A 23,204-nucleotide genomic window follows, 5' to 3' on the forward strand; every position below is an offset into this window, starting at 1 on the left:
CCCCGACCCGGCCTGGCGCGCCGCAGCCCTTCTCCACACGCTGATCAGGCTGCAGCCGCTGCCGTATCGCAACAGCCTGTACGCCTGTCAGGTCACCGCCGCCTACATGCATGCCTCCGGCGAGGGGATCGACCCTCCCTACGGCACCATGGTCGACCTCGTCCGCGACATCCAGGCCGGCAAAGCCAGCGTCTACCAGGTAGCCGACCGTATCCGCGCCTGGCGTCTCTGACTCTCGGGTTCGTCACCGCGACCAGGTTGCTCGCGGGTCCGGCCGTGTTTGCTGCGCTCGCGGTCAAGGTGCCGCCGAATGCAGCTCGATCTTGTGGGGCATGTTGAGAGCGACAATGCCGAATCGCTCGATCCCCTCTCACCCAGTTGCCGGTTCTGCGAAGGCGTCCAGAACGCTCTGCCGGGTGCCCCGCCAGGTCCTGTGCCCCGCCGCACAATCACCCGAGTGCCTCGAAGGAGGGCGCGCGGGTGTGGAGGATCCGGTTGCCCGAGCGTCGCCGTTTAGATGCCTCGCTTCACTTGCCGACTGTGATGCTGCGCAGTCCGATGCAGGCGGTCATGTCATCGAGCCCACGCTGCTCGCAATACGGTACTGGCGGATGTCTCTGCAGGTCAGCATCAAGACTTGCCAAACGGGTGCCGCTAATCACAGCGCCATCGACGTGACTTGCGTCACGTCGCCGGGTGGGTTGGTGTCACGTTGAGTAGTCCGCGAATGCATGGATCCATGTGCTGCCCGGGTTCAGTGCAGGAAGGGGGCTCGACTAGCGCCCAGTTGGTGGCTTCATGTGAGTTCACCTCTAGGCAGTCTCGTCTCCCGTCACTACGTTGCGTTACTCGCGCTTCGCGGCAAAGTCCCTGAACAGGGTCGAGGGTTTCGTGCTAAGTCCGTACTTGCGCGGCGGAATCGCACCTTCCGGGCATGTTGCGGTTCCTTGACGTGACAGCGCGTCATGTCGTTGAGTACCCATCGATTGTGAACTCAGTGTCACCAGGGGTGGGGATTGTGAAGAGACAGTGGGTGCTTCGGCGTGCCCGAAGCGCTGTGGTTGCTCTGTCAGCTATGGCGGTGGGTGTAGTGCTTCCGGTTCCGGTGGCTCATGCGGTCGTGCCGGCTGCGGATTCGCCCGTGCTCGACGAAGCGCACCAGGCGCTCGAAGCGGCCAAGGAGTCCGGTCAGCGGGTCGAGGTTGAGGGTGAGCGGGGAGAGCGGACCTCGGTGTTCGCGAATCCGGATGGGTTCACCTTCACTCTGGAGCAGCACACTGTCCCGGTACGTGTCGCCCGACCCGGCGGCGGATGGCAGGTGCCGGACGCCACGCTGGAGCGACACGCCGATGGCACCGTCGGTCCCAAGGCGGCGTCGGCCGTGATGTCTTTCTCCGGCGGTTCGAGTGAAGACCCCCTGGTGAGGCTCTCCGAACTGGGGCGCACGCTTGAGTTGGACTGGAATGGCGACCTGCCGGCGCCGGAACTCGAGGGGGCGAACGCGGTCTACCGCAATGTGCTGCCGGACGTCGATCTGAAGGTGACCGCCACCGTCGAGAGCTTCCAGCAGGTCCTCGTGGTCAAGACGCCCGAGGCAGCTGCGAACCCGGCACTCAAGCAACTGACTTTCGATCTCAAGACGGACGGTCTGTCTGTCCGCAAGGGGGCCGCGGGCAACCTTGCTGCTGTCGACGGCAATGGCAATACGGTGTTCCGTTCCCCGCCGGCTCAGATGTGGGACTCCGCCGGGAAGTCAACTGCCGAGCCCGCCGCCGATCCCAGCGCTACCTCCGGCGCTGCTCCGCAGCTGCTCGGGGCCGCCCTCACCGAGGACGAGGCACAGCCGGCTGCTGCCGGCGACCCGTCCGAGCAGGCGGCCTCGGGCACCGGTCTGGAGCCGGGTCAGGGCGACAACATCTCCCGCATGGATGTCAGTGTCACCCGGGACAGCCTGTCGGTCGTCCCGGACGCCGATATGCTGACCAACACGGCGCCCGACGCCTACCCTCTGTTCATCGATCCCACTGTCACCTGGGGCGAGTCCGAGCGGACCCTGCTCAGGTCCGACGGCCACCAGTCGTACGGTTGGGGTAACGGCACCGACAACAATGGCCAGGGCGCGGGCAAGTGCGGCTCGTGGAACGGCTACTACTGCGGCCCGGGCTATGTTCAGAAGCTGTACTTCGAGTTCGCCCCGGACAGCCTGCGGGGCAAGAAGGTCCTGGATGCGACCTTCCGTGTGACCGAGCCCTGGGCGTTTCAGTGCGAACCGCGCTGGGTCGACCTCGTGCGCACGAACAACATCTCCTCCTCGACGACCTGGTCGAGTCGGCCTGCAGAGCTCGACTGGCTGGTGGACCGCTATGTCTCGGCAGGACGCGGCTCCGAGTGCGATCCGAACGCTCCGGATGCGGCGATCGAGTTCAACGACAACCCGGGCGAGACCAACGAGAACCTCACGCCGACTGTGCGTGATTTCGCGGCGGGCAAGTTCTCCCGTCTGACGCTCGAGGTCCGAGCGCATGACGAAGCCGACACGTCGGCCTGGAAGCGGTTCAAGAACGACGCTGTGCTGGCCGTGAACTACGTCGCCTACCCGGCCACGCCGACCGACGTGAAGATCATGAGCGGGTCGAGCCCGGTGTGCAGCACCAACATGGACAAGCCCTCCGTGGTCGACGACCCGACGCCCACACTGACCTCGACCCCGCAGACCGCTGCGGGCGGCGAGGCGGGGGCCAAGCTGCACGCGTGGTGGCGTGTCGAGACGCTGAGCGCAGACGGCACTACCTGGACCGGGACCGGCATCAGCAGCCCGACGGGAACGAACTTCGTCGGGGACAACGTCAAGCAGACGACGTCCTGGCCCACGGCGTTCCCCGTGGCTGAGGATGGAGTCAAACGACGTGTCGCGTCGTTGACCCAGGCGTTCTACGACGACGGCACCTACTCGCAGTCGTCCGGATACAGCAGCTGGTGCTACTTCACCGTGGACCGTGAAGGGCCCAAGCCGCCGACCATCACCTCCGACGGCACCTACGACGTGTGCCAGACCAATGAATGTCCGGCGCAGGGCGCCCCGGACGTCAGCGGTACCTTCACCTTCGGCCCTGGCGGAACCGACTCCGCCAACAAGTACTACGAGTACTCCCTGTCGGAGCCGGCCGCCGGCCCTGAGTCGCCGGGATGGACCAAGCTCGCGGACGGAGTGACAAAAGCCACCATCAAGCCGGCGGTCGCCGGCAAGTACACGCTGCACGTGCGTGCGGTCGACACACTCAACCGACCCGGCGCCGAGTCCGCCTTCGAGTTCCACGTCTCCAAGGGCGCCGATCCGGTCGCCCAATGGCACTTCGACGAAGCATCCGGCAACGCTCTGGACAGCGCACCGGCCAGCCCGGCCTCCGACGCGATCCTCAGCGCTACCACCGTCCGTGACGGTCGCGGCCGGCGAGGGCTCATGGACACCACGGCCGACCCGCAGGTGATCGACAAGGGCCTCACCCTCCCAGGCTCCACCGGCTACGCCTCGACGACGGGCCAGGTGGTGCACTCAGAGGCGTCCTACACCGTCTCCGCCTGGGTCCGCCTCGACGACGGCAACAGCAACTACACCGCGATCTCGCAAGACCCGCGCATGACGCCCGACGGCTGGTACAGCGCCTTCTACCTCGGATACCGCGCGGACTCGAAGACCTGGGAGCTGCGCACCTCTCCCAAGGACGCCACCGACGGCGACATCAGCAACCAGATCGTGAGGGCAACCCGCCCCGCCGTCGTCGGAGCCTGGACCCATCTCGCCGCCGTCTACACCACATCGGACCCATCGAACCCCTCCGATGACAAGATCTCGCTCTTCGTCAACGGACGATTTCAAGGCACGGACAACGTCGCAGCGTCCTGGGCTTCCACGGGCGCGTTCCAGATCGGTCGCTCCTGGTGGCGCGGGGCCTACTACGACTACTGGAAGGGCCAGATCGACGAGGTCACCGTGTGGCAGCGAGCCCTCAACGAACAGGAGCTCCTCGACGACTCACGGCTGGCGGCCACCGGCAGCGGCTACCAGGCAGGCGAGCTCATCGCCGACTGGTCCGCCCCAGCACCTGGCGCCACCACAGTGGCCGACGGCTCCGGCTACGGCCAGACCCTGGGGCTGGAGGGGCAGCCCGTGATCACGACCGAAGGCATCGAACTCGACGGGGCCGATGACGCCGCCAAGAACTCCCGGCCACTCCTTGACGACACCGGGTCGTTCACCATCGCTGCGGACGTCCTCCTGAGCCCCTCGGAGCTCCTGAAGAAGGGCGTCGGCCATGTCGGGCAGGTGGCGGGCCAGCGCGCCACCAACGGATCGTCCTGGAGCCTGTCGTACGAGGTGACGGGCAAGGGCAACCTCCCGGGCGACGATCCCGACGATCCGACGGCTCTTGGGCCGGAGGTCCCGATCGGGGCGTGGCAGTTCACCCGCTTCAATGCGGACGGGTCCAGCACGACCGTCAAGTCGAATCCTGGTGTTGCGGAGGCGACGCCGGTGGACCTGGTCGCCACCTTTGACGCCCCGACGATGAAGATCGCGCTGAGGATCGGAACCGGGGAAGTCGTCGAGGACACCCTGGTGTCCAATGCGGTGCCGCCTGTTGCCGCCGGCTCGGACGAGTTCACCCTCGGCAAGGAGATGAAGAAGGGGACGTGGACGAACTACCTCCCGGCCACCCTCGCTCATCTACGGGTCTGGGCCGGCGCCATGACCGACGGCAACCAGCTCGGGGAGCAGCTGGGTTCGTGAAGCCGCGTCCATGAACAAATCGGGTGGCACCGCCTACGCGGTGCCACCCGATCTCCACATCGGTGCCGCGAGAGGCACCGATTCAACGCCGAATCACCAAATGAGCGGGAAGAAGATTCGTGATACTCGGAAGAAGTAGATCCGGCAGTTCGCCGGGCAGAACGAGTCGGCGACGCCGTCGCTCCCTCGTCGTACTTCCCTTGGCAGTGATCCTGTCGGTACCGATCGGACTCACACCGGTAGCGGTCGCCGACGGAAAGGGCGGCCTCGGGCGCCCCGACCTGCCGGCGCAACAGGTCACCAAAGTGAAGCCGTTCCGCGGACCTGCGACCAACAAAGCCCGCCAGCAGGTCGCCAAAGACAAGCGCAACAACGGCCTCCAGACGGAGCGCGCCCACGCCGACCAGAAGCACGCCATCTGGCCCAAGCCAGGCACCGCGAACCTCGACCTGAATCCCAGCAAGGCCCAGACGGCCGCTCCCGGCGGCCTGCCGGTCAGCGTCGCCCCTGCCGCAGGCAAGGGCGGGCTCCAGGCCGGCACCGACGCTGCGATCACAGTCCTGGACCAAGGCGCTGCCGACAAGCTCGGCATCACCGGTGTCGTGCTGACTGCCGCGGCGGACAACGCAGGCAAGGCCCAGATCAGTGTCGGCTACCAGGCATTCGCCTCCGCCATCGGAGGAGACTGGTCAGGCCGCCTCCAGCTCGTACAACTGCCCGGTTGCGCGGTCACAACGCCGCAGAAGGCCGAGTGCCGGAAGCAGACCCCGCTCGGCTCGCGCAACCACGTGGAGAAGCAGACCGTCACCGCCGATGTTGTGGTCGCCAAGACTGACGCAGGCATAGCGACCCAGCTGACGGCCGGCACCTCTGGGCCGACCGTCCTCGCCCTGACCAGCTCAGGCAGCGGCCAGTCCGCGAAGGGGACCGGAGACTACAGCGCGACCCCGCTGGCTGCGTCCTCCTCCTGGTCCGCCGGCGGCAACTCCGGCTCGTTCACCTGGTCATACGGCTTCACGATGCCTCCGGCCGCAGCCGGCCCGACCCCTTCCCTCCAGCTCTCCTACGACTCCGGAAGCATCGACGGCCGCACCGCCACCACCAACAACCAAGGCACCGCCGTCGGTGAGGGATTCTCCCTGACCGAGTCCTACATCGAACGTTCCTACGGCAGCTGCGACGACGACGGCCAGACCGACGTCTTCGACCGCTGCTGGAAGTACGACAACGCCCGACTGGTCCTCAACGGCAAGTCCTCCCGCCTCGTGAAGACCGCCACGAACGGCGTGTGGAAACTGGAGAACGACGATGCCTCCCAGGTGACCCGCTCCACCGGCGCCGACAACGGCGACGACGACGGCGAATACTGGACCGTCATCACGGGCGACGGCACCAAGTACGTCTTCGGCCAGAACAAGCTCCCTGGGGCCACCACCGAGCGGACCAACTCCGTCTGGACACTGCCCGTCTTCGGCGACGACTCCGGCGAGCCCGGCTACAGCGCCGGCAGCGCCTTCGCAACCCGCGCCGTGAACCAGGCCTGGCGATGGAACCTCGACTACGTTGAGGACACCCGCGGCAACGCCGCCACGTACGGGTACACCAAGGAAGTCGAGTACTACAAGAAGAACAAGGCAACCAAGGCCGACTCCGAATACACCCGCGGCGGCTACCTCAGGGAGATCAACTACGGTCTCCGAAAGGACGCCAACGGCAGCCTCTTCACAGACGACGCCGACGCCAAGGTCACCTTCGGCTACGCCGAACGCTGCACCGCAGCGGACTGCAGTTCACTCACGAAGGACACCGCTGAGAACTGGCCCGACGTGCCGTTCGACTCGATCTGCGCCAAGGACTCCACCGAGTGCCTGGCGCAGTCACCGTCGTTCTTCAGCCGCAAGCGCCTCACCTCGATTGACACCTCGTCCTGGAACGCCACGACGAAGGTGTACGACCCCGTCGACTCCTGGGCATTCACCGAGGAGTACCTGGACGGCGGTGACATCGGGGACACGTCGGACCAGGTCCTGACGCTCAAGTCGATCACCCGCACGGCAAAGGCCGGCACCACGGCGATCGTGATGGATCCGATCTCCTTCACCTACCAGATGCGCCCGAACCGCGTGGACGGCACCGACGACATCCTGCCGCTGACCCGACCGAGAATCTCCACCGTCACGACGGAAACCGGCGCCATTACCACCGTGACGCTCTCCGCCCAGGAGTGCATCCGCAGCCAGGTCCTCGGCGCCGCACAGGACTCCAACACGCGCAACTGCTACCCGCAGTTCTGGAACATCAACGGCTCGCCGGACGCCTCGGTCGACTGGTTCCACAAGTACCGAGTCCTCGGCGTGATCACCACCGACCCGGCGGGTCAGAACGACGGCGTCGAAAACGAGTACGTCTACACCGGCGCCGCCTGGCACCACAACGACGACCCCTTCACCCCGAAGGACGAGCGGACCTGGTCCGACTGGCGCGGCTACCGAGAAGTCACCGTCTACAAGGGCTCCCGGAACGCACCCGTCCGCACCAAGACCGTTTCCCTGTACATGCAGGGCATGCACGGCGACCCGAACAAGGACGGCACCACCAAGTCCGTCTCCGTCGCCAAACTCGCCCAGCCAGCCATCGGCCTCGCCACCCTCACCGACAGCGACCAGTACAGCGGAACCCTCCGCGAACAGGTCACCTACGACGGCGCCACCCCGATCTCGGCCAGCGCCAATTACCCGTGGTCGAAGGAGACCGCACGCCAGAGCGGCGTACCCGACGCCGGCGACCACGTAGCCCGCTTCGTCCGAACGAAGAAGACCACCTCATTCACATACCTCACCGCCACCCAGCGGTGGCGCTCCAGCGACAAGGACACCATCTCCTTCGACGCCAAGGGCCGCGCCGTCAAGGTCGTCGACAACGGTGACCTTGCTACGACCGGTGATGAGACCTGCACCGAGACCTGGTATGCCGACAACGACGACCTCGGACTCACCAGCCTCATCTCGCGCGTGCGGACCGTCGAGGGCGCCTGCACCTTGGCCGAGGCAGACCTGAAGCTGCAGAACGCCGACGGCACGCGCGGCAACGTCCTGTCGGACACGGCGACCGCGTACGACGACCTCACCTGGTCGGACACGATGAAGCCCACCAAGGGTCTGGCCACCTGGAGCGGACGAGCCGAGACCTACGGCGCCACGACCACCTGGGCGAAGATCGCCACGACCTCGTACGACGCGCTCGGCCGGCCCACAGCAGTCACCGACGCCGATACGAAAACGACAACAACCGCGTATACCCCCACCGCAACGGGCCCGCTGACCAGAACACTCGTCACCAACGCCGCAGCGCACAAGGTCTTCAATTACTTCGACCCAAGGCGCGGACTCACCACCAGCACTTTCGATCCCAACCTCAAGAAGACCGAACTGGCCTACGACGCACTGGGCCGCCTGACCGATGTCTGGCTCCCCAACCGCATCCGCGGCAGTGCATCCCCCAACTCCTCTTACCAGTACGCGCTCAGCAACACCAAGCAGTCCTGGGTCTCCACCTCGACGCTCAAGGCCGACGGCGCGACCTACAACACCAGCTTCGCGATCTACGACGCGCTCCTGCGGCCCCTCCAGACGCAGTCTCCGACGCCCCAGGGCGGGCGACTGCTGACCGACATCCGCTACGACAGTCGGGGTCTCGCTTACGAGACGCAGTCCGACATGTTCGACAGCGCCGGCACCCCGAACGGCACGTACATGCGTGTCGCATACGGTGCGGCACCCAAGCAGACCGAGATCGTCTTCGACGGCGCCGAGAGGGCGACAGCGAGCACTCTCCTCGTGGGCGGCGTTGAGAAGTGGAAGACGACCACCACGTACACGGGTGATTCCACCGCTACCACTGCGGTGGAGGGCGGTTCAGCGGGCCGCATGATCGTCGATGCCCGCGGCCGTACTGTCGAGACACGCGAGTACGCAGGAATGAGCCCCACCGACGCGCAGTACGGGGCGACGCTCGGCACTCCTTACACCTCGACGAAATTCGAGTACACACCAGACGGCAAGCAGTCCGGCATCACAGGCCCCGACGGTGCCGCGTGGTCGTACACCTACGATCAGTACGGCCGTCAGAAGACCGCGACGGACCCTGACAAGGGAAGATCCGAGTCCGAATACGACGCTATGGACCGCGTCACCAAGATGATCACCGGTGGCAAGAGCGTCCTGTCTGCGTACGACCAGATTGGCCGCCTCACGTCTACATGGGCGGGCGGCAAAGCCGACGGTACTCTCCTTACAGAGCGCACCTACGACACACTCTTGAAGGGGCTGCCCGCGTCCTCAACGCGCTACGTCGGCGGCAAGGGACAGACGACCTCAAAGGCGTACACCAAGACCGTTACAGCCTACGACCCGCTCAGCCGCCCGACGACCACTGAGTTCTCCCTGCCGACGACCGACGCACTGTACGCCTCCGTGCCAAACGGGAAACTCAGCTTCACGAGCAACTACCGGCTCGACGGGACGCTAGGCTCCTCGACCGAGCCCGCGCTCGGCGGCCTGCCGTCAGAGATCGTCCAGTACGGCTACGGCTCGGTAGGACAGCTCACCTCCGTCAAGGGCCTCTCCGGCTATCTGCAGTACGCCGACTACTCCGCCCTCGGCCAGCTCCAGCAGATGACTCTCGGGCTGGGCGGGACAGGCGACCGAAACGTCACACTGAGCAACACTTTTGAGGCTGGCACAGGCCGCCTGACCCGCAGCAACGTCACGGACCAGACGCACCCGTACATGCTGCAGGACCTCAACTACACCTACGACCAAGCCGGAAATGTCACTTCGATCGCCGATCCTGCCACTCTTGGAGGAACCGGTAAGGCCGAGACCCAGTGCTTCGCCTACGACGGTCACCGCCGTCTGACCGAGGCCTGGACTCCGGGGTCGCAGAAGTGCTCGGACCCGCGCGCCGCGAACACCCTCGACGGACCGGCCCCGTACTGGACCTCCTACACCTACAACCAGGGCGGCCAACGACAGCAGGAGAAACAGCACGCGACTGGTGGGGACACCACCACTCATTACTGCTACGACCCGGCAAACCAACCCCATGCGCTGCGGTATACCTCAACTCGCACTGAGGTGGACTGCACGTCTGCTGCCGATGCAGTCAAAGACAAGACCTACGCCTACGACCCGACCGGCAACACCACCAAGCGGCAAGGCACAACCGGCCAGCAAGACCTGACCTGGTCGGAAGAAGGTCGCCTCTCCACACTTCTCGAGAGCGGGAAGTCCACGGACTACGTCTACGACGCCGACGGCACACTGCTGATCCGCGGCACCCAGAGCGGGGAGAGGATTCTCTACGCAGGAGCCACCGAACTGCACGTTCGTGACGACGGCACGAAGTGGGCCCAGCGCACCTACACGGCCGGCACTTCCACACTTGCGGTCCGCACCAACCAATCCGGCACTACGCAAGTCCAGTACCTCGCAGGCGACCACCACGGAACGCAAAGCCTCGCGATCACCTCGGACTCCACCCAGAAGACCACCAAGCGCTACATGACGCCCTTCGGCGCCGAGCGCGGCAACTCCACCGGCAACTGGCCCACGGACAGAGGATTCCTGGACAAGACCACCGACAAACAGACAGGCCTCACTCACATCGGTGCTCGGGAATACGACCCGCTAGTTGGCCAATTCATCAGCGTCGACCCGGCCCTCGTACTTCAGCAGCACCAGTCACTCAATGGCTATGCCTACGCCAACAATTCTCCGGTAACGGCAAGCGACACCACTGGCCTGTGGCTCGATGACGGCACAGGTCACAACGAGCCAGGGGGCGGCCCGGGGGGTGGTCAGAGCACTACTCCAGGTGTCCCGGCAGGTGGCACGGGATCTGGGGGCTGCTATTACACTTGCTCCGCTGGAGGTGGCACGGCTGGCATAGGTACAAACGGGTGCTCTCCGTTGCTGTGCGGCCGTGGCAATACGGTTGGCAGGGGGCCACTCATTGGTCCGGAGCCCGTGTCACTTCCTTACATACCCTCGTACGTGGCCAGTCCCGAATACTTGCAGGCGCGTGACTGTGCAGCAATGCCGATCGATCTGGTCTGCAATCCTGAGGAGGGTGTGTTTGGGGGAGGCGATGACGGACTTGTTGAAATCGGCGCAAAATGGGCATTGGGGAAGCTTGATCCATCTGTGACGTATGGCGAGGATAGCCGGGTGGCCCTTCAGGCTATGATGACTGATTTTACGGCAGAGCAGCGCCTGAAAATCGTTAGAGATTACGTAGAGAAGGGTAAGTTCGAGGGGATTTTGAAGTCATACTCGATTTCAGCTGGAGGGGACGAGTCTGGACAATTTCTTCGCGATATGAGGTCAATCGCGACGGGAGACCATAACGTAGGTACAGCGGTTCTTGGGTCGTACACGTCTGAGTACAAGATTCTCCGAGCCAACTCGCGAGGCATTCAGGCACGCATAACCATACGGAATTCCATGTCTGCCTCGTCGTTTGCGCACGTCGTGACCGGTTACGACACGCCTGCTGATCGGTTCGTGAAGCGCTGGGTTAATTACGACGGTATTGTTGCTTCTCGTGTTTTGGGGAGCAATGGTATGTTCCGGGCGCACGATATGACGATCACGTTCCGGACCGAGGTGTATTTCTAGCTAACCCTGGCGGGGCGAGAGAACGTAGAGCGCTCGCCCCGCTTTCGGGTTGGATCTACGTAGGGAATGGTGAAATGGTTAGCGCGTCGGCTCGGTCCAAGATTTCTATCTTCGGCTCTCTGGCAATGATCTTCGGAGTTTCGGGTTGCGCAACCCTCGAAGATCCTGGGGGAAGGTTCCCGGAAGGGAAGGTTGTCGATTCGCGTACGCTGCAGCAGGAGTGGAAGAATCCTGACTCGCTTCTTAAGTTGAAGGGAAATGGTGAATTTGAGGCCGAGAATCTGAAAGCTCGCTATTTCGAGTGTGGAGATGGGGGGGGTGAGCATTCGAAGGGCGGCCAAGGTAAGTGGCAAGAGGGGGAGGATGGTGACTCGAGTGAAGTGTTTCTCAAATTTGCCGATGGGTGTAGCGCGACGTTCTGGCTCGGTGAGATCGATGATGTGCTCGTTCTGTGGACTGAATTTGAAGTCGACGGTGACTTGATCATGCTGAGAAATTGATCCAATCTCGTGATGTTTTCGTGTTTTGGTGCGTTTCATGCTCGCCGAATCGAGCGAATTCTATGGTGGAGCTCGTGGCAATCTATTAGTGATCACCTCAACTGGCTGATCAGTAAGAACGCCTAAGAGCGCCTAACACAATGAGATGGATCGGCCCTGGTGGCCGTGTCCGGTCTGCGGGTTCGGCGTTGTCCGTGTCATGGGGGCTTCGCCGTGGATCGTGCCGGATGACCTGTGGCAGCGGATTGAGCCGCTTCTACCGAAGCGGGAGAGACGGTTCAGGTACCCGGGTCGCAAGCCGGTCCCGGACCGGCAGGTGCTGTGCGGGATCCTGTTCGTACTGCATACCGGCATTCAGTGGGAACGCGTGCCCTAGGAGCTCGGCTTCGGGTCCGGCATGACGTGCTGGCGTCGACTGCGGGACTGGAGCGAGGCAGGGGTCTGGCAGCAGCTGCACGAGGTGTTGCTGGCCGAGCTGAACGCGGCGGCCCGGCTCGACTGGTCGCGGGCGGTTGTCGACTCCAGCCACGTCAGAGCGCTAAAAGGGGGCTCCAGACAGGCCCGTCGCCAGTTGACCGGGGACGGGCCGGCTCCAAGCACCACCTGATCACCGACGGACACGGCACCCCGCTCGCCGTCGTCCTCACGGGCGGGAACCGCAACAATGTCACCCAGCTCATGCCCCTGCTCGATGCCGTCCCACCAGTCCGCGGCAGGCCCGGGCGGCCTCGCCACAAGCCTCAGTCGGTCTTCGCGGACCGCGGCTACGACCACGACATCTACCGCGACCAGGTCCGGGGCCGTTGGATCCTCCCCGTCATCGCCCGCCGCGGCACAGCGCATGGGAGCGGCCTGGGCGCCTACCGATGGGCGGTCGAGCGCACCTTCGCCTGGCTCCACGGCTTCAAACGACTTCGTGTCCGCTGGGAACGTCGAGCCGACATCCACGAAGCCTTCCTCAAACTCGCGTGCTGCCTGATCACCCACCGCCAGGTGCTGTCCTTGGCCGGCCCGGCAAACTGATCGCATGAACCGCGACGCCCTGCAATCCGCACTGTCCCAGGACGGCAGCATCCCAGCACGCGCAGCCCTGGCCGAGCTGGAGGCAGGCGCGGACTTCCAGGTCTTCCTGAACCAAACGGCTTCTGCTCAACAGCTCTGGGACATCTGGTCCTGGCGGCACGAAGTCATGCTCGAAACGGGCGTCACACCTCGGCCCGGACTTGCCGAAGCCATCACCGGACTCCGGGCCGCAGGAACAGCTCGGGTCTACATGGCGACCGTCACTGGATCGCAGAGGCGATTCATCCTTGTCCTGTCGGAAGACCTCACCCAGTGCGTCGCCTGCTGGTGACTACCTCATTGTGTTAGGACCTCTTAGAGCTGGGGTTCGGCTCGGGACAGACCTGCGGGCGGCGTCTGGACCGATGGGAGAAGGCCGGGGTTTTCGACCAGCTCCACCGGGTCCTGCTCGCAAAGCTGAACGTGGCCGGTGAACCCGATTGGTCACGGGGGTGCGTGGATGGTTCCCACGTCCGCGCGGGAGAGGGGGGCTGTTGACGGGACCGATTGACCGATCGCGGCAAGCTGGGATCGAAGATCCACCTGATCACTGATCGCAACGGACTGCCCGTCGAGGTAAGTCACGGTCAAAGCTCTCAAACCGGCCTCTATGTGCGCAGGGATCCGCGCAAGGTTCTGGAGGCGTTCTTCTGTGGCGGCCCCGACGTCGGCAGCACCTGCCTGATGGCGCGGGCGGCGGCGCGATAGCTCTAGCATTCGACGGACAGGAGACCCATCCGCGGCTCCGTTGAGGGGGCTTGTCATGGGGTTGATCACTTCGAGGCCGGTGTCGCAGCGCTTGGGGGCGTCTCTCATCCTCGGCGTGGCCTTGGCTTCGCTCTCGGGGTGTTCGGTTCCTGTGGATGCCGTGGCGGGTCTCTCGATGACCGAGGACGGCCGTCTGCTGGGCGTGGTGATGGTCTGTGGGCATCACATCGACGGCGGGACGCTCTACGTGGACAACGCTGACGTCGACAAGCAGGTCACGGTCGGGGAATGGACCGCCGATCGCCCCCTCGGGCCGGGTCTGTCCACCTGGACTCTCGACACCCCCGCCGAGGGTTGGGCCACCACCACGGCACTCACCCCGCTGTCCGACAGGACCACCTACACCTTCTACGGCTGGACCAAGGCCAACTCATGGTCCGCGCGTCCCGTCTCGTTCACCCTGGCTGAACGGAACCGGCTCGCCCCGGGAACGGTCCTTTACGACACCATCTCCGACAGCGGTGACGAATCGACCGTCACCGTGTCCATGGCTGACTTCACTGCGAAGGCCTGTCACAGAACTTGACGGGTGCACTTGATGAGACGCGACCAGTCGGTCGGGTGAGCCCGTCCCGTTTCTGCATGACAGGCCAGGTTCGTCCGCGGCGCTGGGTGGGCGGGCTCAGATTGCCGGCAGGATCGAAGGGTTACGGGGTGCCGGTGAAGCGGACGGAGGCAGTCGGCATAGCGTCGCGGCCCGCATTCCCTCTGTCCGTCCCGAGCGGGCCAGCGTTCATGTCGTGCTTGTCGTTGCACTGCATCACGAAGATCGTCACCAGTGCCGGAGGGGTCGGCCCACACGGCGGGTCCGACAGTCGGCACTGCTTCTTGGCGACGAACACCGGGTCGAGTGGCTGCGACGGCTCCGTCACCGCCAGCGGGGAGGGCCCTTGGTCCCGTGCCGTTGCTGCCTTGGCGCTGATACCTGACCGCCACCACCAGCCTTGGTGTGTTTGTCGGTGTGGTGGCGGCCGGTTTGTTGGGGGATTCCTGGTCGTTTGGGCGTCTTGTAGTGCTGCGTGTTCCAGTCTGGGTCGCTGGTCGGCGGGGTGTGACTCGCCGGATGAGTGGTGGTCCGGATTTCGTTCTGCTTGGCGGCTGTGGTGGTTGTGTGGTGGGCGTTGTGGTGAGGGCTGTCGGGGGTGTCAGTGGTGCCCGGCATAGTGCCGGGCATGATCAACAATGTGGAGAGTGTCGATTGGGCGGCCATGGGGCATGCCTACGGGCCGGCCGGTGATGTTCCGCAGTGGCTGCGGGGTATGGCCTCGCTCGACGCCGAGGTCCGGAAGGAGGCGTTCAGCAGCTTCTACGGCGCTGCCCATCACCAGGGGGATGTGTATCCCTGCACGGTGGCCAGTCTGCCGTTCCTGTTCGCCATGGCTGACGCTTCCTCGACGCCCGATCGGGCGTCGGTGGTCGCGCTGATCGTGAGCATCGGCCGTGAAGCCGTCGATCGGGACGAGCCCGGCAGCATCTGGATGAGCCCCGACGGCGGGGAGTCCACCGCCTACCAGGACGCGGCAGCGCTGATACGCCAGCGTGGTGAGGATTTCGTCGGCTATGCATGTGACGGCGACGCGCGGGTGCGTGCGCCTGCTGTCGCGGGCTTGGGACTGTTCCTGGATGACGCCGATCGGGCGGTAGGGGTCCTTCGGGACCGGCTCGATGCCGCGGATGGCATTGCGGAGCGACTGCTGGTGGTCCGGACGATGGGAGACCTGGCGCTGCGGCTCCCGGCAGCTCGGGTTTCGGCATGGGAGTGGCTCGACCTCCTTGCCGGCAGTGTCGCGGTGGATGCCGATGTCCGTCTGGCGGCGCTCGTCCAGCAAGCCCGCTGTGTTCCCGGCTCCATCGACGACACCACGGTGCCCACCGCGATCGGACTCCTTCGCCGGATCACGCCGAACCCCCGGACCGAGGAGAGCGACACAGCAGTGGAGAGCCGCGGCGCGCCGGAACCGTGCACGTGCCCCATCGAGGCCGACTCCGACCCTGGAGTTCCTGCGCACGTTGCCGCCGCCTTCGCCGACCTCGAACGCCACGGCCGCCTCCACGCACCGACGACCTCCCTGCTGGTGACCTTCCACGAGGTCCTCGGGGCGCGTGTCGAGGACCGTACCGGCCTGCTCTGCGAACAGCTGAGCAGCCCGGACGCCGCCACCCGGTACGACGCGATCGACATGGCACGTGCTCTGATCACTTCCTGGCGGGGAGAACACACCGCTCTGGTGCGGCTCCTCGCCGAGTGCCTGCTGCCGCGCGACTCCTACACGTCGGCGGCAGCGGCCGAGGCACTCAAAGCCCTGGGCCCGCTTGCCGAACCGGCCCGGGAAGCCCTCGCCACCTATGTCACCCTCCACCGCACCGGCCACCGGCCCGATGCGTGGGCGAGCCCGCACCCCGTGCTGCGCCGCGCCCACCAGCAGGCTGTCCTGGCGCTGGCCGAGCTCGGAGACGAGCGGGCCCTGCCCGGGCTGCTGACCGCACTGGACACCGGCATCGATGCCTGGCTCGCCGTGAACGCGGCCGGCCGCCTGCCCCAGGCTGCAGCGGAACTCACACCCCGGCTCATCCACCTCCTCGCTGACATCGACCACTCCCGGGAATGGCCCGACATCAGTCCCACCGCTCTCGCATCCGCGCTGGCCGCGCTCGGCGACCCGGCAGCCGTGCCCGCACTCACCCACGCCGTCCACTCTGCCGTCCGGCACAAGCAGTGGCGCACAGCCGCGCCCGTCCTGAAGGCGCTCGCGTCGTTCGGCCCCCGTGCCGTCACCGCCCTGGAGACCGTGCGCCCCCTCGCCGAGGTGGCAGATCAGGAAACCCGTACGGCTGCGACAAACGTCCTGTGGGAACTCGAACGCCGCCCCGAGCATGTCGTTCCGCTGCTGCAACACCTCCTGGACGCCAAGCGGAACCTCGAGGCGATCGACCTGGCCGCCCGGATCGGCCCTCCCGCTGCGGCCATGCTGCCGCGACTGCGGCAAATGCTGGACGAGCAACTCGCACRGAACGCGCGCAACGAGCAGAACGGCTCCGCCGTGCTGAACGATTCCTGGACCCTGGTCCATGTTGCGTCAGCGCTCTGGGACATAGGCGGGGACGCAGAAGCCCGCGTCGTCGTGCCGGCCCTGCTGACCGCCTGGAAGGACAACGACTCCACCACGCGCCATGTGGTCACCTGCCTCAACCGCATGGGCGCGGCAGCGCACCCCGCCCTTCCCCAGATCCAGTCTGCTCTCGCACAGCCCCGCCGCGGTGGCAGCCCTTGGGGGTGGAGCCTTGCCGTCGACCTGGAGATCCAGCGCACCTGCCAGTCCATCCTGACGCGCCAGAAAACCTCCCGGCCCGGCGCATGACCGAAAGGGAGCCGCTGCCGCGAGGCCGAGCCAGCAGGGTGGCGGCCCCTCTCCTCCGTCGGGACGGGGACACGTTCCGGCACCGGTCAGCGTGTGAGCCGCCGCCGGGACAGAAGCCGTGACAATGGGCAGGTCGGCGAGCGCAAGCGCAGGAGGGTGACGTTGTACCTCGGCCGCCATCGGGGGGCTGCTCACGCCCATCGGATGCCGAGCTCTTGTAGCGCGTCCAGCTGCTCCTCGGTCAGCCTGTCGCGGCTTTGGAACTGGTTGGAGTACCAGATGCCCAGCAAGTTCGTGCTCTTGGCCCTCCAGCGGGTGCCTGGCACTGCCCCCTATGTGAAGTGACGTCGGGTTCGCCCGCCCCGAGTCCGTTCCGTTTCCCCTTCCCCCCTTACCCGCCGTGCGTTGTCGAGGCAGACGGCGGTATGGGCGACCAGTTCGCCGGCCAGGTCGCGGTCGGCGTCGGCGAAGGGGGCCCTGCGGTCCGTACGGGTGAGAGTGACGGTCCCGAACGTCGCGGCACCGGCCTTCAGGGGGAGGACGAGCCGCCGGTCGTCGGCGGGGACGTCCCGCGCCGGAGTGTCTTCCTGATCCGTGCTGCCGCTGTGCGCCACCGTCCTGACGGGCGGCCTGACGTCCCACGGAGTGGGTTGTTCCAGCCCTTCGAGCACGGCTTCCGCGAGGTCGACCCGGGCCGCGTCGGCGAAGTCGGGGACGGCCACGGCGACTAGCTCCTCGGACGTCCGGACAACGTCCAGCATCGTTCCGATGCTGCTAGAGCGGCTCAGCAGCTCGAGGCGGCGCTGGGCCGCGTAACGTGCGGTGATCTCGAACACGGATTCGCATACGTCCAGCAGGTTGCCGTCGGGGTCCTGCAGGCGGAGGTAGGAACAGCAGACGACCCGCTCACGGGTGGGTTCGCCCGGCATGGTGTAGCGATAGTGGAGGTCGACGACGGGCTCGCCGGAGCGGAAGATCGGGGCAGTTGGCCCGGACGTTCTTCAGGTGGAGGTGTTCGGTCTCGGAGAGGGATTCCGGGCGGCGCAGAACCCATCCTGCGACGGTCCGGGGCGCGGGCGGTCGGGCTGTCACGGGCCGTGGCGAGGTGCGTTTCTGGCGGAGGTAGGCGCGAACACGCTGGTAGCTGCTCTTGTATCCGAGCGGGACGATCTCTTCCCATAGTTTCCAGGCGTTGGTACAACCCTCGTTCCAGCGGTCGTCGAGGTAGGTCTTGTACTCGTCGAGGACGGAGGTCCTGACCTGCCACTGACCGGTGAAGAGGTCTTCCGGCTTGGCGGCGTCCGCGTACCGTTTGACGGTTCGGCTCGTCATGCCGAGTTGCCGCTGGATCGCGCGACGGCTGTGTCCTGCCTCCACCAGGGCGTGGACGGTTCGGGTTCGGTCGGCGAACCGGTGACCAGTCGGCCACGGCGAACTGGACGACTCCTGGGCAGGGTCGGGCTCCGCCTCGGCCGTTGCAGGCGCCTCAGGGACCAGGACGCGCAGACACACTGGCGGTGCTGGGCGATGCTCCGCTCAGCGGCCTCGCTGAGGTTGTGCCAGAGGTGCCACCGGTCCGCGACCCGCACGGCCTGCGGTGCGCCGGCGGTGGCGCCCTCGGCGAAGAACGGGTCGCGGTCCCGGCACACGACCTCGATTCCGGGCCGTTCGGCCAGCCACGCGGCCAGGCTCGACGACTGCCGATCGGGCAGCAAGTCGAACGGCCTGCGGGTTTCGACGTCCACGAGGACGGTGCCGTAGTCCCGGCCTTTACGGGTGGCGTACTCGTCGACGCCGACCACTCGCGGGGCGGGCACCTCCGGCTCGGGAAGTGCGTCGAAAAGCCGCAGGACCGTGCTGCGGCTGATCGGCGCGCCGACGACGTGGGCCAGGCGGGCGCCGGCCCCGCGAGGGCGAGACCGATCGCGGTCCGGGTAGAGCGCAGCCGCTCGGTCCGCTGACCGTACCTTCGGGTCAGGCCGGGTATCTGCTCGACGAACGTGCGACGTCCGCACTCGGCGTTCCGGCAGGTGAAACGGCGGACCCGAAGCTGGAGTACGACGCTTCGTCCCGCACTCGGAACATCAGCGGGAAACCGCAGTTAGGAGCCATGAACCCGCAAGGACCACGTTCCGCAACCCGGACACCGGGCACCCGCAGTGGTGCACCGCACATCAACACGCACTATCGCGATGTTCACGTCCACCGACAGCACCGCGACGTCGTCAATCGACGGGAACAGCAGCTCCTCCAGCCGGAGCAAGACCTCTTTCACAGCCCCGAACTGTCGGGTCAGTCGCTCCTGCCACTGCTCATTTTGAGGCAACTTCGCGAGGCGCCGCAGAGAGTTCAGTCGTCACTCACGGTGCGCGGACCACACGACCTGAGCCAGAACCGGTTCTCGCGAACAAAGCCACGCCGTTGGCCGCGACTCCCGCGGCTACGACGGCGCGAAGAAAATCAACGGCCGCAAGCGACACTTGGTCGTGGACACCAAAGGGCTGCCGCTGTTCGTCATGGTCACCCCTGCCGACATGACCGACCGCGAGGCGGCCAAGGAAGTGCTGTTCCGGCTGAGGCTGATGCACCCCGAGATCACTATCGTCTGGGCACACTCCGGCTATGCCGGACAGCTCGTGACCCGGGCAAAGAAAACCTCGGACTGACCCTCAAGACCGTCAGCCAACCGAAGGACGCTGTCGGGTTCGTCATCCTTCCCCGCCCCTGGGTGGTCGAGTGGTCCCTGGCCTGGATCATGCACGCCCGTCGGCATGCGCGGGACTACGAACGGCTCATCCAGCACTCCGAGTCGCTGATCACCTGGTCTGCTATCACGCTCATGACCAGGCAAATCACCCGCCGAAGCTCCCGCAGAAACGGCCGACCGACATCCCGCGAAGCCGACCGCGACTGATTTCGTTCTCAAGGCCAGGGTCAACACCTTGGCCCGCACCGACCCGACATCGCGGTCCTGAGCACACTCTCCCACCCGCCGTCGATGCCTGTCAGACTCGCGGCGGCCAGGTCATGCTGGACCGCTTCGGTCGGAGCACAAGGGTATTCCGCCCCAATGCGGCCGCTACACGCGGTCGGGGCCAACCCGGCGTGCGGTCCACCAGTCCATAAGGACCTGGGCCTTGTCGTCGAAGCGGCGGTCCAGAAGGGACATTGGCACGCGCAGCGGTATCCGACGTCCATCCGACACGTGCACGACCACCGTCCGGACCCCAGCGGTCTTCCGGACCTCCAGGTCAATGATGTCCCGCCACGCGATATCGCGGCGCCTGCCCCCGCGGAGGACGAGGAAGTCGTCGCTGAGCTCGACACGGTAGTGAGGGGACAGGACTGGAACTACCACGCTCGCGAGCATGGCTGCCGAGACCCACGTCCACAGCTCCCCCGCCGTCATGCGCCCACCAGTGGCTGCCACGAGCACGTACGCCAGCACGGTGCCCACCAGACCGCCGCCCAGCAGTGGCGCGGCGGTCTGCACCACCCCCAGCCGGAAGGCCGGCGCAGCGCCACCGGCGCTGTTTGGGGCAAGGGGGTGGGTAGGGCTGTTCATCTGGATCACCCTTCACAGAAGTGGTTCGACGCGGTCAACACGCGCCGAAGGTGAAACGTACAGCCGCGCGGACGAGCCGTGTTGGTCGTATCCGACTAGCCTCTTTCAAAATCCAGTAAGCGGGTTGAGAAACAGGAACTGACCTTGTTCTTTAACCACTGCCCGTGGTCGGCCCCTTAAGGGCTGTCCCGTAAACGATCTCCATGGCGCTTCGTCGGAGGCTTTGCTCGTGCTGCTCACGCATGGGCGGGGAAGTCCGGATGGTCGGCGTAGGGCGAAGCAAGGTCGCGCAAGTCCTGGCAGGGCCAGGGGTCGCGGGCATGGCGGGCCAGGATGCGCCGCTTGGCCTCGATCTCGCGCAAGACGCGGGCCGGATCGTGGAGAGCCACGTGCTGAGCAATCGTGGGGTGGAAGCCGGGGAGGTCAACCTGACAGAAGTCGACGGTGTGTCCGTGGGCTGACCACTCACCACATCTGTCACCGTCGCAGCGTCGGGCCAAGTCGGCCTCCTCGTCCAGTCGCGCCTCAAGGAACTTCACCAGCTCTTCAGTCATAGGGGCATTTCTCGCGCTGTGCTGGGCACCCTGAAACGATCTCGCTGTGGCTGGTGTGGTCACGGCGTCGGAGCCGTCTTGGAAATCCCCGTTCACCGGGCTGAGCCCGCGGCAGTTCGGGAAGCTGGTGACGGTGCTGCGGCGCGAGGCGGCGAACTCGGTCCGCAGGGGCCGGCCGTGGAGTCTCCGCTGAAAGACCGGGCCCTGTTGGTCGCGGCCTACTGGCGCGTGTTCGGGGTCTCGAAGTCGACGGCGGACCGGATCATCGACCACCTCGAGCCGATGCTCGCACTCCAACCCCGCAGGCGGTTCGCGAAGGACACGTGCTGATCGTGGACGGCACCCTGGTCCCCACCCGGGACCACACCATCGCCGAGCGGTCGAACTACCGGTATTCCACCAAGCACCAGGTCGTCATCGACGCAGACACCCGCCTGGTCGTCGTGGTCGGCCGGCCGCTCGCAGGCAACCGCGATGACTGCAGGGCATGGGAGGAATCCGGCGCCAGAGCCGCCGTCGGCAAGACCACCACGATCGCAGACGGCGGCTACCCGGGCAGCGGACTCGTCATCCCGCACCGCCGCAAGCGCGGCCAGGCCGAACTCCCGGACTGGAAAGAGGAACACAACAAGTCCCACAAGAAGGTCCGAGCCCGCGTCGAGCACGTCTTCGCCCGCATGAAGACCTGGAAGATCCTCCGCGATTGCCGCCTCAGCCCCACATCGCAGCTCGAAAGCCCAGCTCAGGGCCATAGACCCGGGGACTTCGTGAACAAGGCCAGGCGATCGTCGGATCCTGTCACAGGGTGCGGGTCCGGCTGCGGTGGCGCAGTCTCACCGCGCCCAGGATCGCCGCCAGGCCGGCGGCAGCCGCGGCGAGGGCGGGCCCGCCAAAGATAAGGGCGCGTTGCAGGGATGCGGCGGCGGTGTATCCGGTGCCCGCTTCGACGGCTGCCCACAGCGGGGCGGCGACGACGCTGTACGGGGCGATGCGGTGGTAGGGCGCGCGGGTGGCGCCGGCCAGATGGGGTACGAGCGTGCGGATCACCGGCAGGAAGCGGGAGAGCAGGACGGCCTGGCCGCCGCGTCGGGCCATCAGCGCCTCGGTGCGCCGCCATGCGGCGTCGGGCAGGCGGCGGCCCAGGCGGCCGGTCCGCAGGCGGGGGCCGAGCGCCCGACCCGTGCGGTGGCCGAGGAAGTCACCCGCGACCGCGGCGCACGCGGCGGTCGCGACGAGCAGCGGAAGGCTGAGCTGCCCGGTGCGGGCCAGTGCCCCGGCCGTGAGCAGCAGGGTCAGGGTGGGCACGAAGGCGCCGATGAGCAGGACCGACTCGGCCAGGACCGCCAGACCGACGATCCCGTACGCGGCTGCCGGCGGGACGTGGCTGAGGACGGTGATCAGCGTGTTCACCGGTGCGCTCCGGCCACAATGCGCTCCGGGACGCGAATCACGGAAGGCGGAAGCGTCAGCTGCCAGACCCTCGCGGGGGGCAGGTTCGACCAGACCGTCCAGCATCCGGTGGCGTACCGGCGCTGGTACCCGCGCAGCACCTCTTCCACTGCTCGGTGGCGGCGCGCCCGCTCCCGGGTCGCGACAAGGGAGCGGGCCCGGCGGCTGCCGAGGTAGGCGAAGTAGGTCAGGCTGCCGCCGGGGTGGAGCAGCTCGAGATACCGGTCCATGATCGTCTCGACCTGGGCGGGTGTGAAGTTGGCGAAGGGGAGGCCCGACAGGATGACGTCGTAGCGCCGGTCCGGGTCCAGGTCCTCCACGCGGCGGGCGTGGATGCGGACGTGCTGACCGCGGCCCGCGAGGTGGGGGTGCGTATGTACGAGCCGGTGCAGCCGGGCGATGAAGCGCGGGTTGGCCTCGGCGATGTCCAGGCGGCTTCCGGGCGCCAGCTGGGGAATCAGCGTGCGGGTGACCGCCCCGGTCC

14 protein-coding genes and 4 pseudogenes are annotated in these 23,204 nt (G+C 66.2%); 11 read left to right on the forward strand and 7 right to left on the reverse strand.

The window, feature by feature from the left end:
- From EAO71_RS00860 to EAO71_RS00905, 9 genes and pseudogenes are all read left to right on the forward strand, one after another.
- Window positions 1–232, forward strand: a pseudogene (locus tag EAO71_RS00860) (toxin Doc); the annotation flags it as partial.
- A 909-nt stretch (window positions 233–1,141) separates the two neighbouring features.
- Window positions 1,142–4,786 carry a LamG domain-containing protein gene (locus EAO71_RS00865; RefSeq protein ID WP_261991927.1) on the forward strand — a complete coding sequence of 1,215 codons (3,645 nt, stop codon included), beginning with the start codon at window positions 1,142–1,144 and terminating at the stop codon, window positions 4,784–4,786.
- A gap of 200 nt (window positions 4,787–4,986) precedes the next feature.
- Window positions 4,987–11,463 (forward strand): RHS repeat domain-containing protein, encoded by a 6,477-nt coding sequence (locus tag EAO71_RS00870; RefSeq protein WP_147975840.1) that lies wholly within the window; start codon window positions 4,987–4,989, stop codon window positions 11,461–11,463.
- 74 nt (window positions 11,464–11,537) lie between these two features.
- The gene (locus EAO71_RS00875; RefSeq protein WP_147975841.1) at window positions 11,538–11,963 is read left to right on the forward strand and encodes a hypothetical protein; all 426 of its coding nucleotides are present in this window, start codon (window positions 11,538–11,540) and stop codon (window positions 11,961–11,963) included.
- A gap of 199 nt (window positions 11,964–12,162) precedes the next feature.
- Window positions 12,163–12,986 (forward strand): annotated as a pseudogene (locus tag EAO71_RS00880) (IS5 family transposase).
- 4 nt (window positions 12,987–12,990) lie between these two features.
- On the forward strand, window positions 12,991–13,317 hold the full coding sequence (locus tag EAO71_RS00885; protein ID WP_093686018.1) for a hypothetical protein: 327 nt from the start codon (window positions 12,991–12,993) through the stop codon (window positions 13,315–13,317).
- A gap of 215 nt (window positions 13,318–13,532) precedes the next feature.
- A complete protein-coding gene (locus EAO71_RS00895; protein WP_147975842.1) occupies window positions 13,533–13,733 on the forward strand; it encodes a hypothetical protein in 201 nt (66 codons plus the stop codon).
- A 55-nt stretch (window positions 13,734–13,788) separates the two neighbouring features.
- Entirely contained in the window at window positions 13,789–14,319 is a 531-nt protein-coding gene (locus EAO71_RS00900; RefSeq protein ID WP_261991928.1) for a hypothetical protein, read from the forward strand.
- Window positions 14,320–14,965: 646 nt separating this feature from the next.
- Window positions 14,966–17,152: a HEAT repeat domain-containing protein gene (locus EAO71_RS00905; protein ID WP_147975843.1), complete on the forward strand. Its 2,187-nt coding sequence runs from the start codon at window positions 14,966–14,968 to the stop codon at window positions 17,150–17,152.
- Window positions 17,153–17,484: 332 nt separating this feature from the next.
- Here EAO71_RS00905 and EAO71_RS00915 read toward each other — a convergent pair whose 3' ends face one another.
- Genes EAO71_RS00915 through EAO71_RS00925 form a run of 3 tightly spaced genes read right to left on the reverse strand, consistent with a single transcriptional unit; the run spans window position 17,485 to window position 18,954 of the window.
- On the reverse strand, window positions 17,485–18,081 hold the full coding sequence (locus EAO71_RS00915; RefSeq protein WP_147975844.1) for a GAF domain-containing protein: 597 nt from the start codon (window positions 18,079–18,081) through the stop codon (window positions 17,485–17,487).
- Window positions 18,059–18,484: a hypothetical protein gene (locus EAO71_RS00920; RefSeq protein WP_147975845.1), complete on the reverse strand. Its 426-nt coding sequence runs from the start codon at window positions 18,482–18,484 to the stop codon at window positions 18,059–18,061. The genes EAO71_RS00915 and EAO71_RS00920 overlap by 23 nt, the downstream gene beginning before the upstream one ends.
- The gene (locus EAO71_RS00925; RefSeq protein WP_187282504.1) at window positions 18,481–18,954 is read right to left on the reverse strand and encodes a transposase; all 474 of its coding nucleotides are present in this window, start codon (window positions 18,952–18,954) and stop codon (window positions 18,481–18,483) included. The genes EAO71_RS00920 and EAO71_RS00925 overlap by 4 nt, the downstream gene beginning before the upstream one ends.
- Before the next feature lie 618 nt (window positions 18,955–19,572).
- On the opposite strand from EAO71_RS00925, the pseudogene EAO71_RS00930 reads away from it, so the two are divergent.
- Window positions 19,573–20,012: pseudogene (locus EAO71_RS00930) on the forward strand (transposase); the annotation flags it as partial.
- Window positions 20,013–20,231: 219 nt separating this feature from the next.
- Here EAO71_RS00930 and EAO71_RS00935 read toward each other — a convergent pair.
- Together EAO71_RS00935 and EAO71_RS00940 are read right to left on the reverse strand one after the other, a co-directional pair.
- Window positions 20,232–20,717 carry a hypothetical protein gene (locus tag EAO71_RS00935; RefSeq protein WP_147975847.1) on the reverse strand — a complete coding sequence of 162 codons (486 nt, stop codon included), beginning with the start codon at window positions 20,715–20,717 and terminating at the stop codon, window positions 20,232–20,234.
- Between the two features lie 236 nt (window positions 20,718–20,953).
- On the reverse strand, window positions 20,954–21,271 hold the full coding sequence (locus EAO71_RS00940) for a DUF6221 family protein (RefSeq protein ID WP_147975848.1): 318 nt from the start codon (window positions 21,269–21,271) through the stop codon (window positions 20,954–20,956).
- Window positions 21,272–21,317: 46 nt separating this feature from the next.
- On the opposite strand from EAO71_RS00940, the pseudogene EAO71_RS00945 reads away from it, so the two are divergent.
- Window positions 21,318–21,984, forward strand: a pseudogene (locus EAO71_RS00945) (transposase); the annotation flags it as partial.
- An 85-nt stretch (window positions 21,985–22,069) separates the two neighbouring features.
- On the opposite strand, the gene EAO71_RS00950 reads toward EAO71_RS00945, so the two are convergent.
- Both EAO71_RS00950 and EAO71_RS00955 read right to left on the reverse strand, forming a co-directional pair.
- A complete protein-coding gene (locus tag EAO71_RS00950) occupies window positions 22,070–22,681 on the reverse strand; it encodes a DedA family protein (RefSeq protein WP_147975849.1) in 612 nt (203 codons plus the stop codon).
- On the reverse strand, window positions 22,678–23,204 hold a 527-nt coding region (locus EAO71_RS00955), incomplete at its 5' end, for a translation initiation factor IF-2 (protein ID WP_147975863.1). The genes EAO71_RS00950 and EAO71_RS00955, both read right to left, overlap by 4 nt.

Origin of the sequence: Streptomyces sp. MS191 (assembly GCF_008042125.1) — a bacterium.
Classification (GTDB): domain Bacteria; phylum Actinomycetota; class Actinomycetes; order Streptomycetales; family Streptomycetaceae; genus Streptomyces.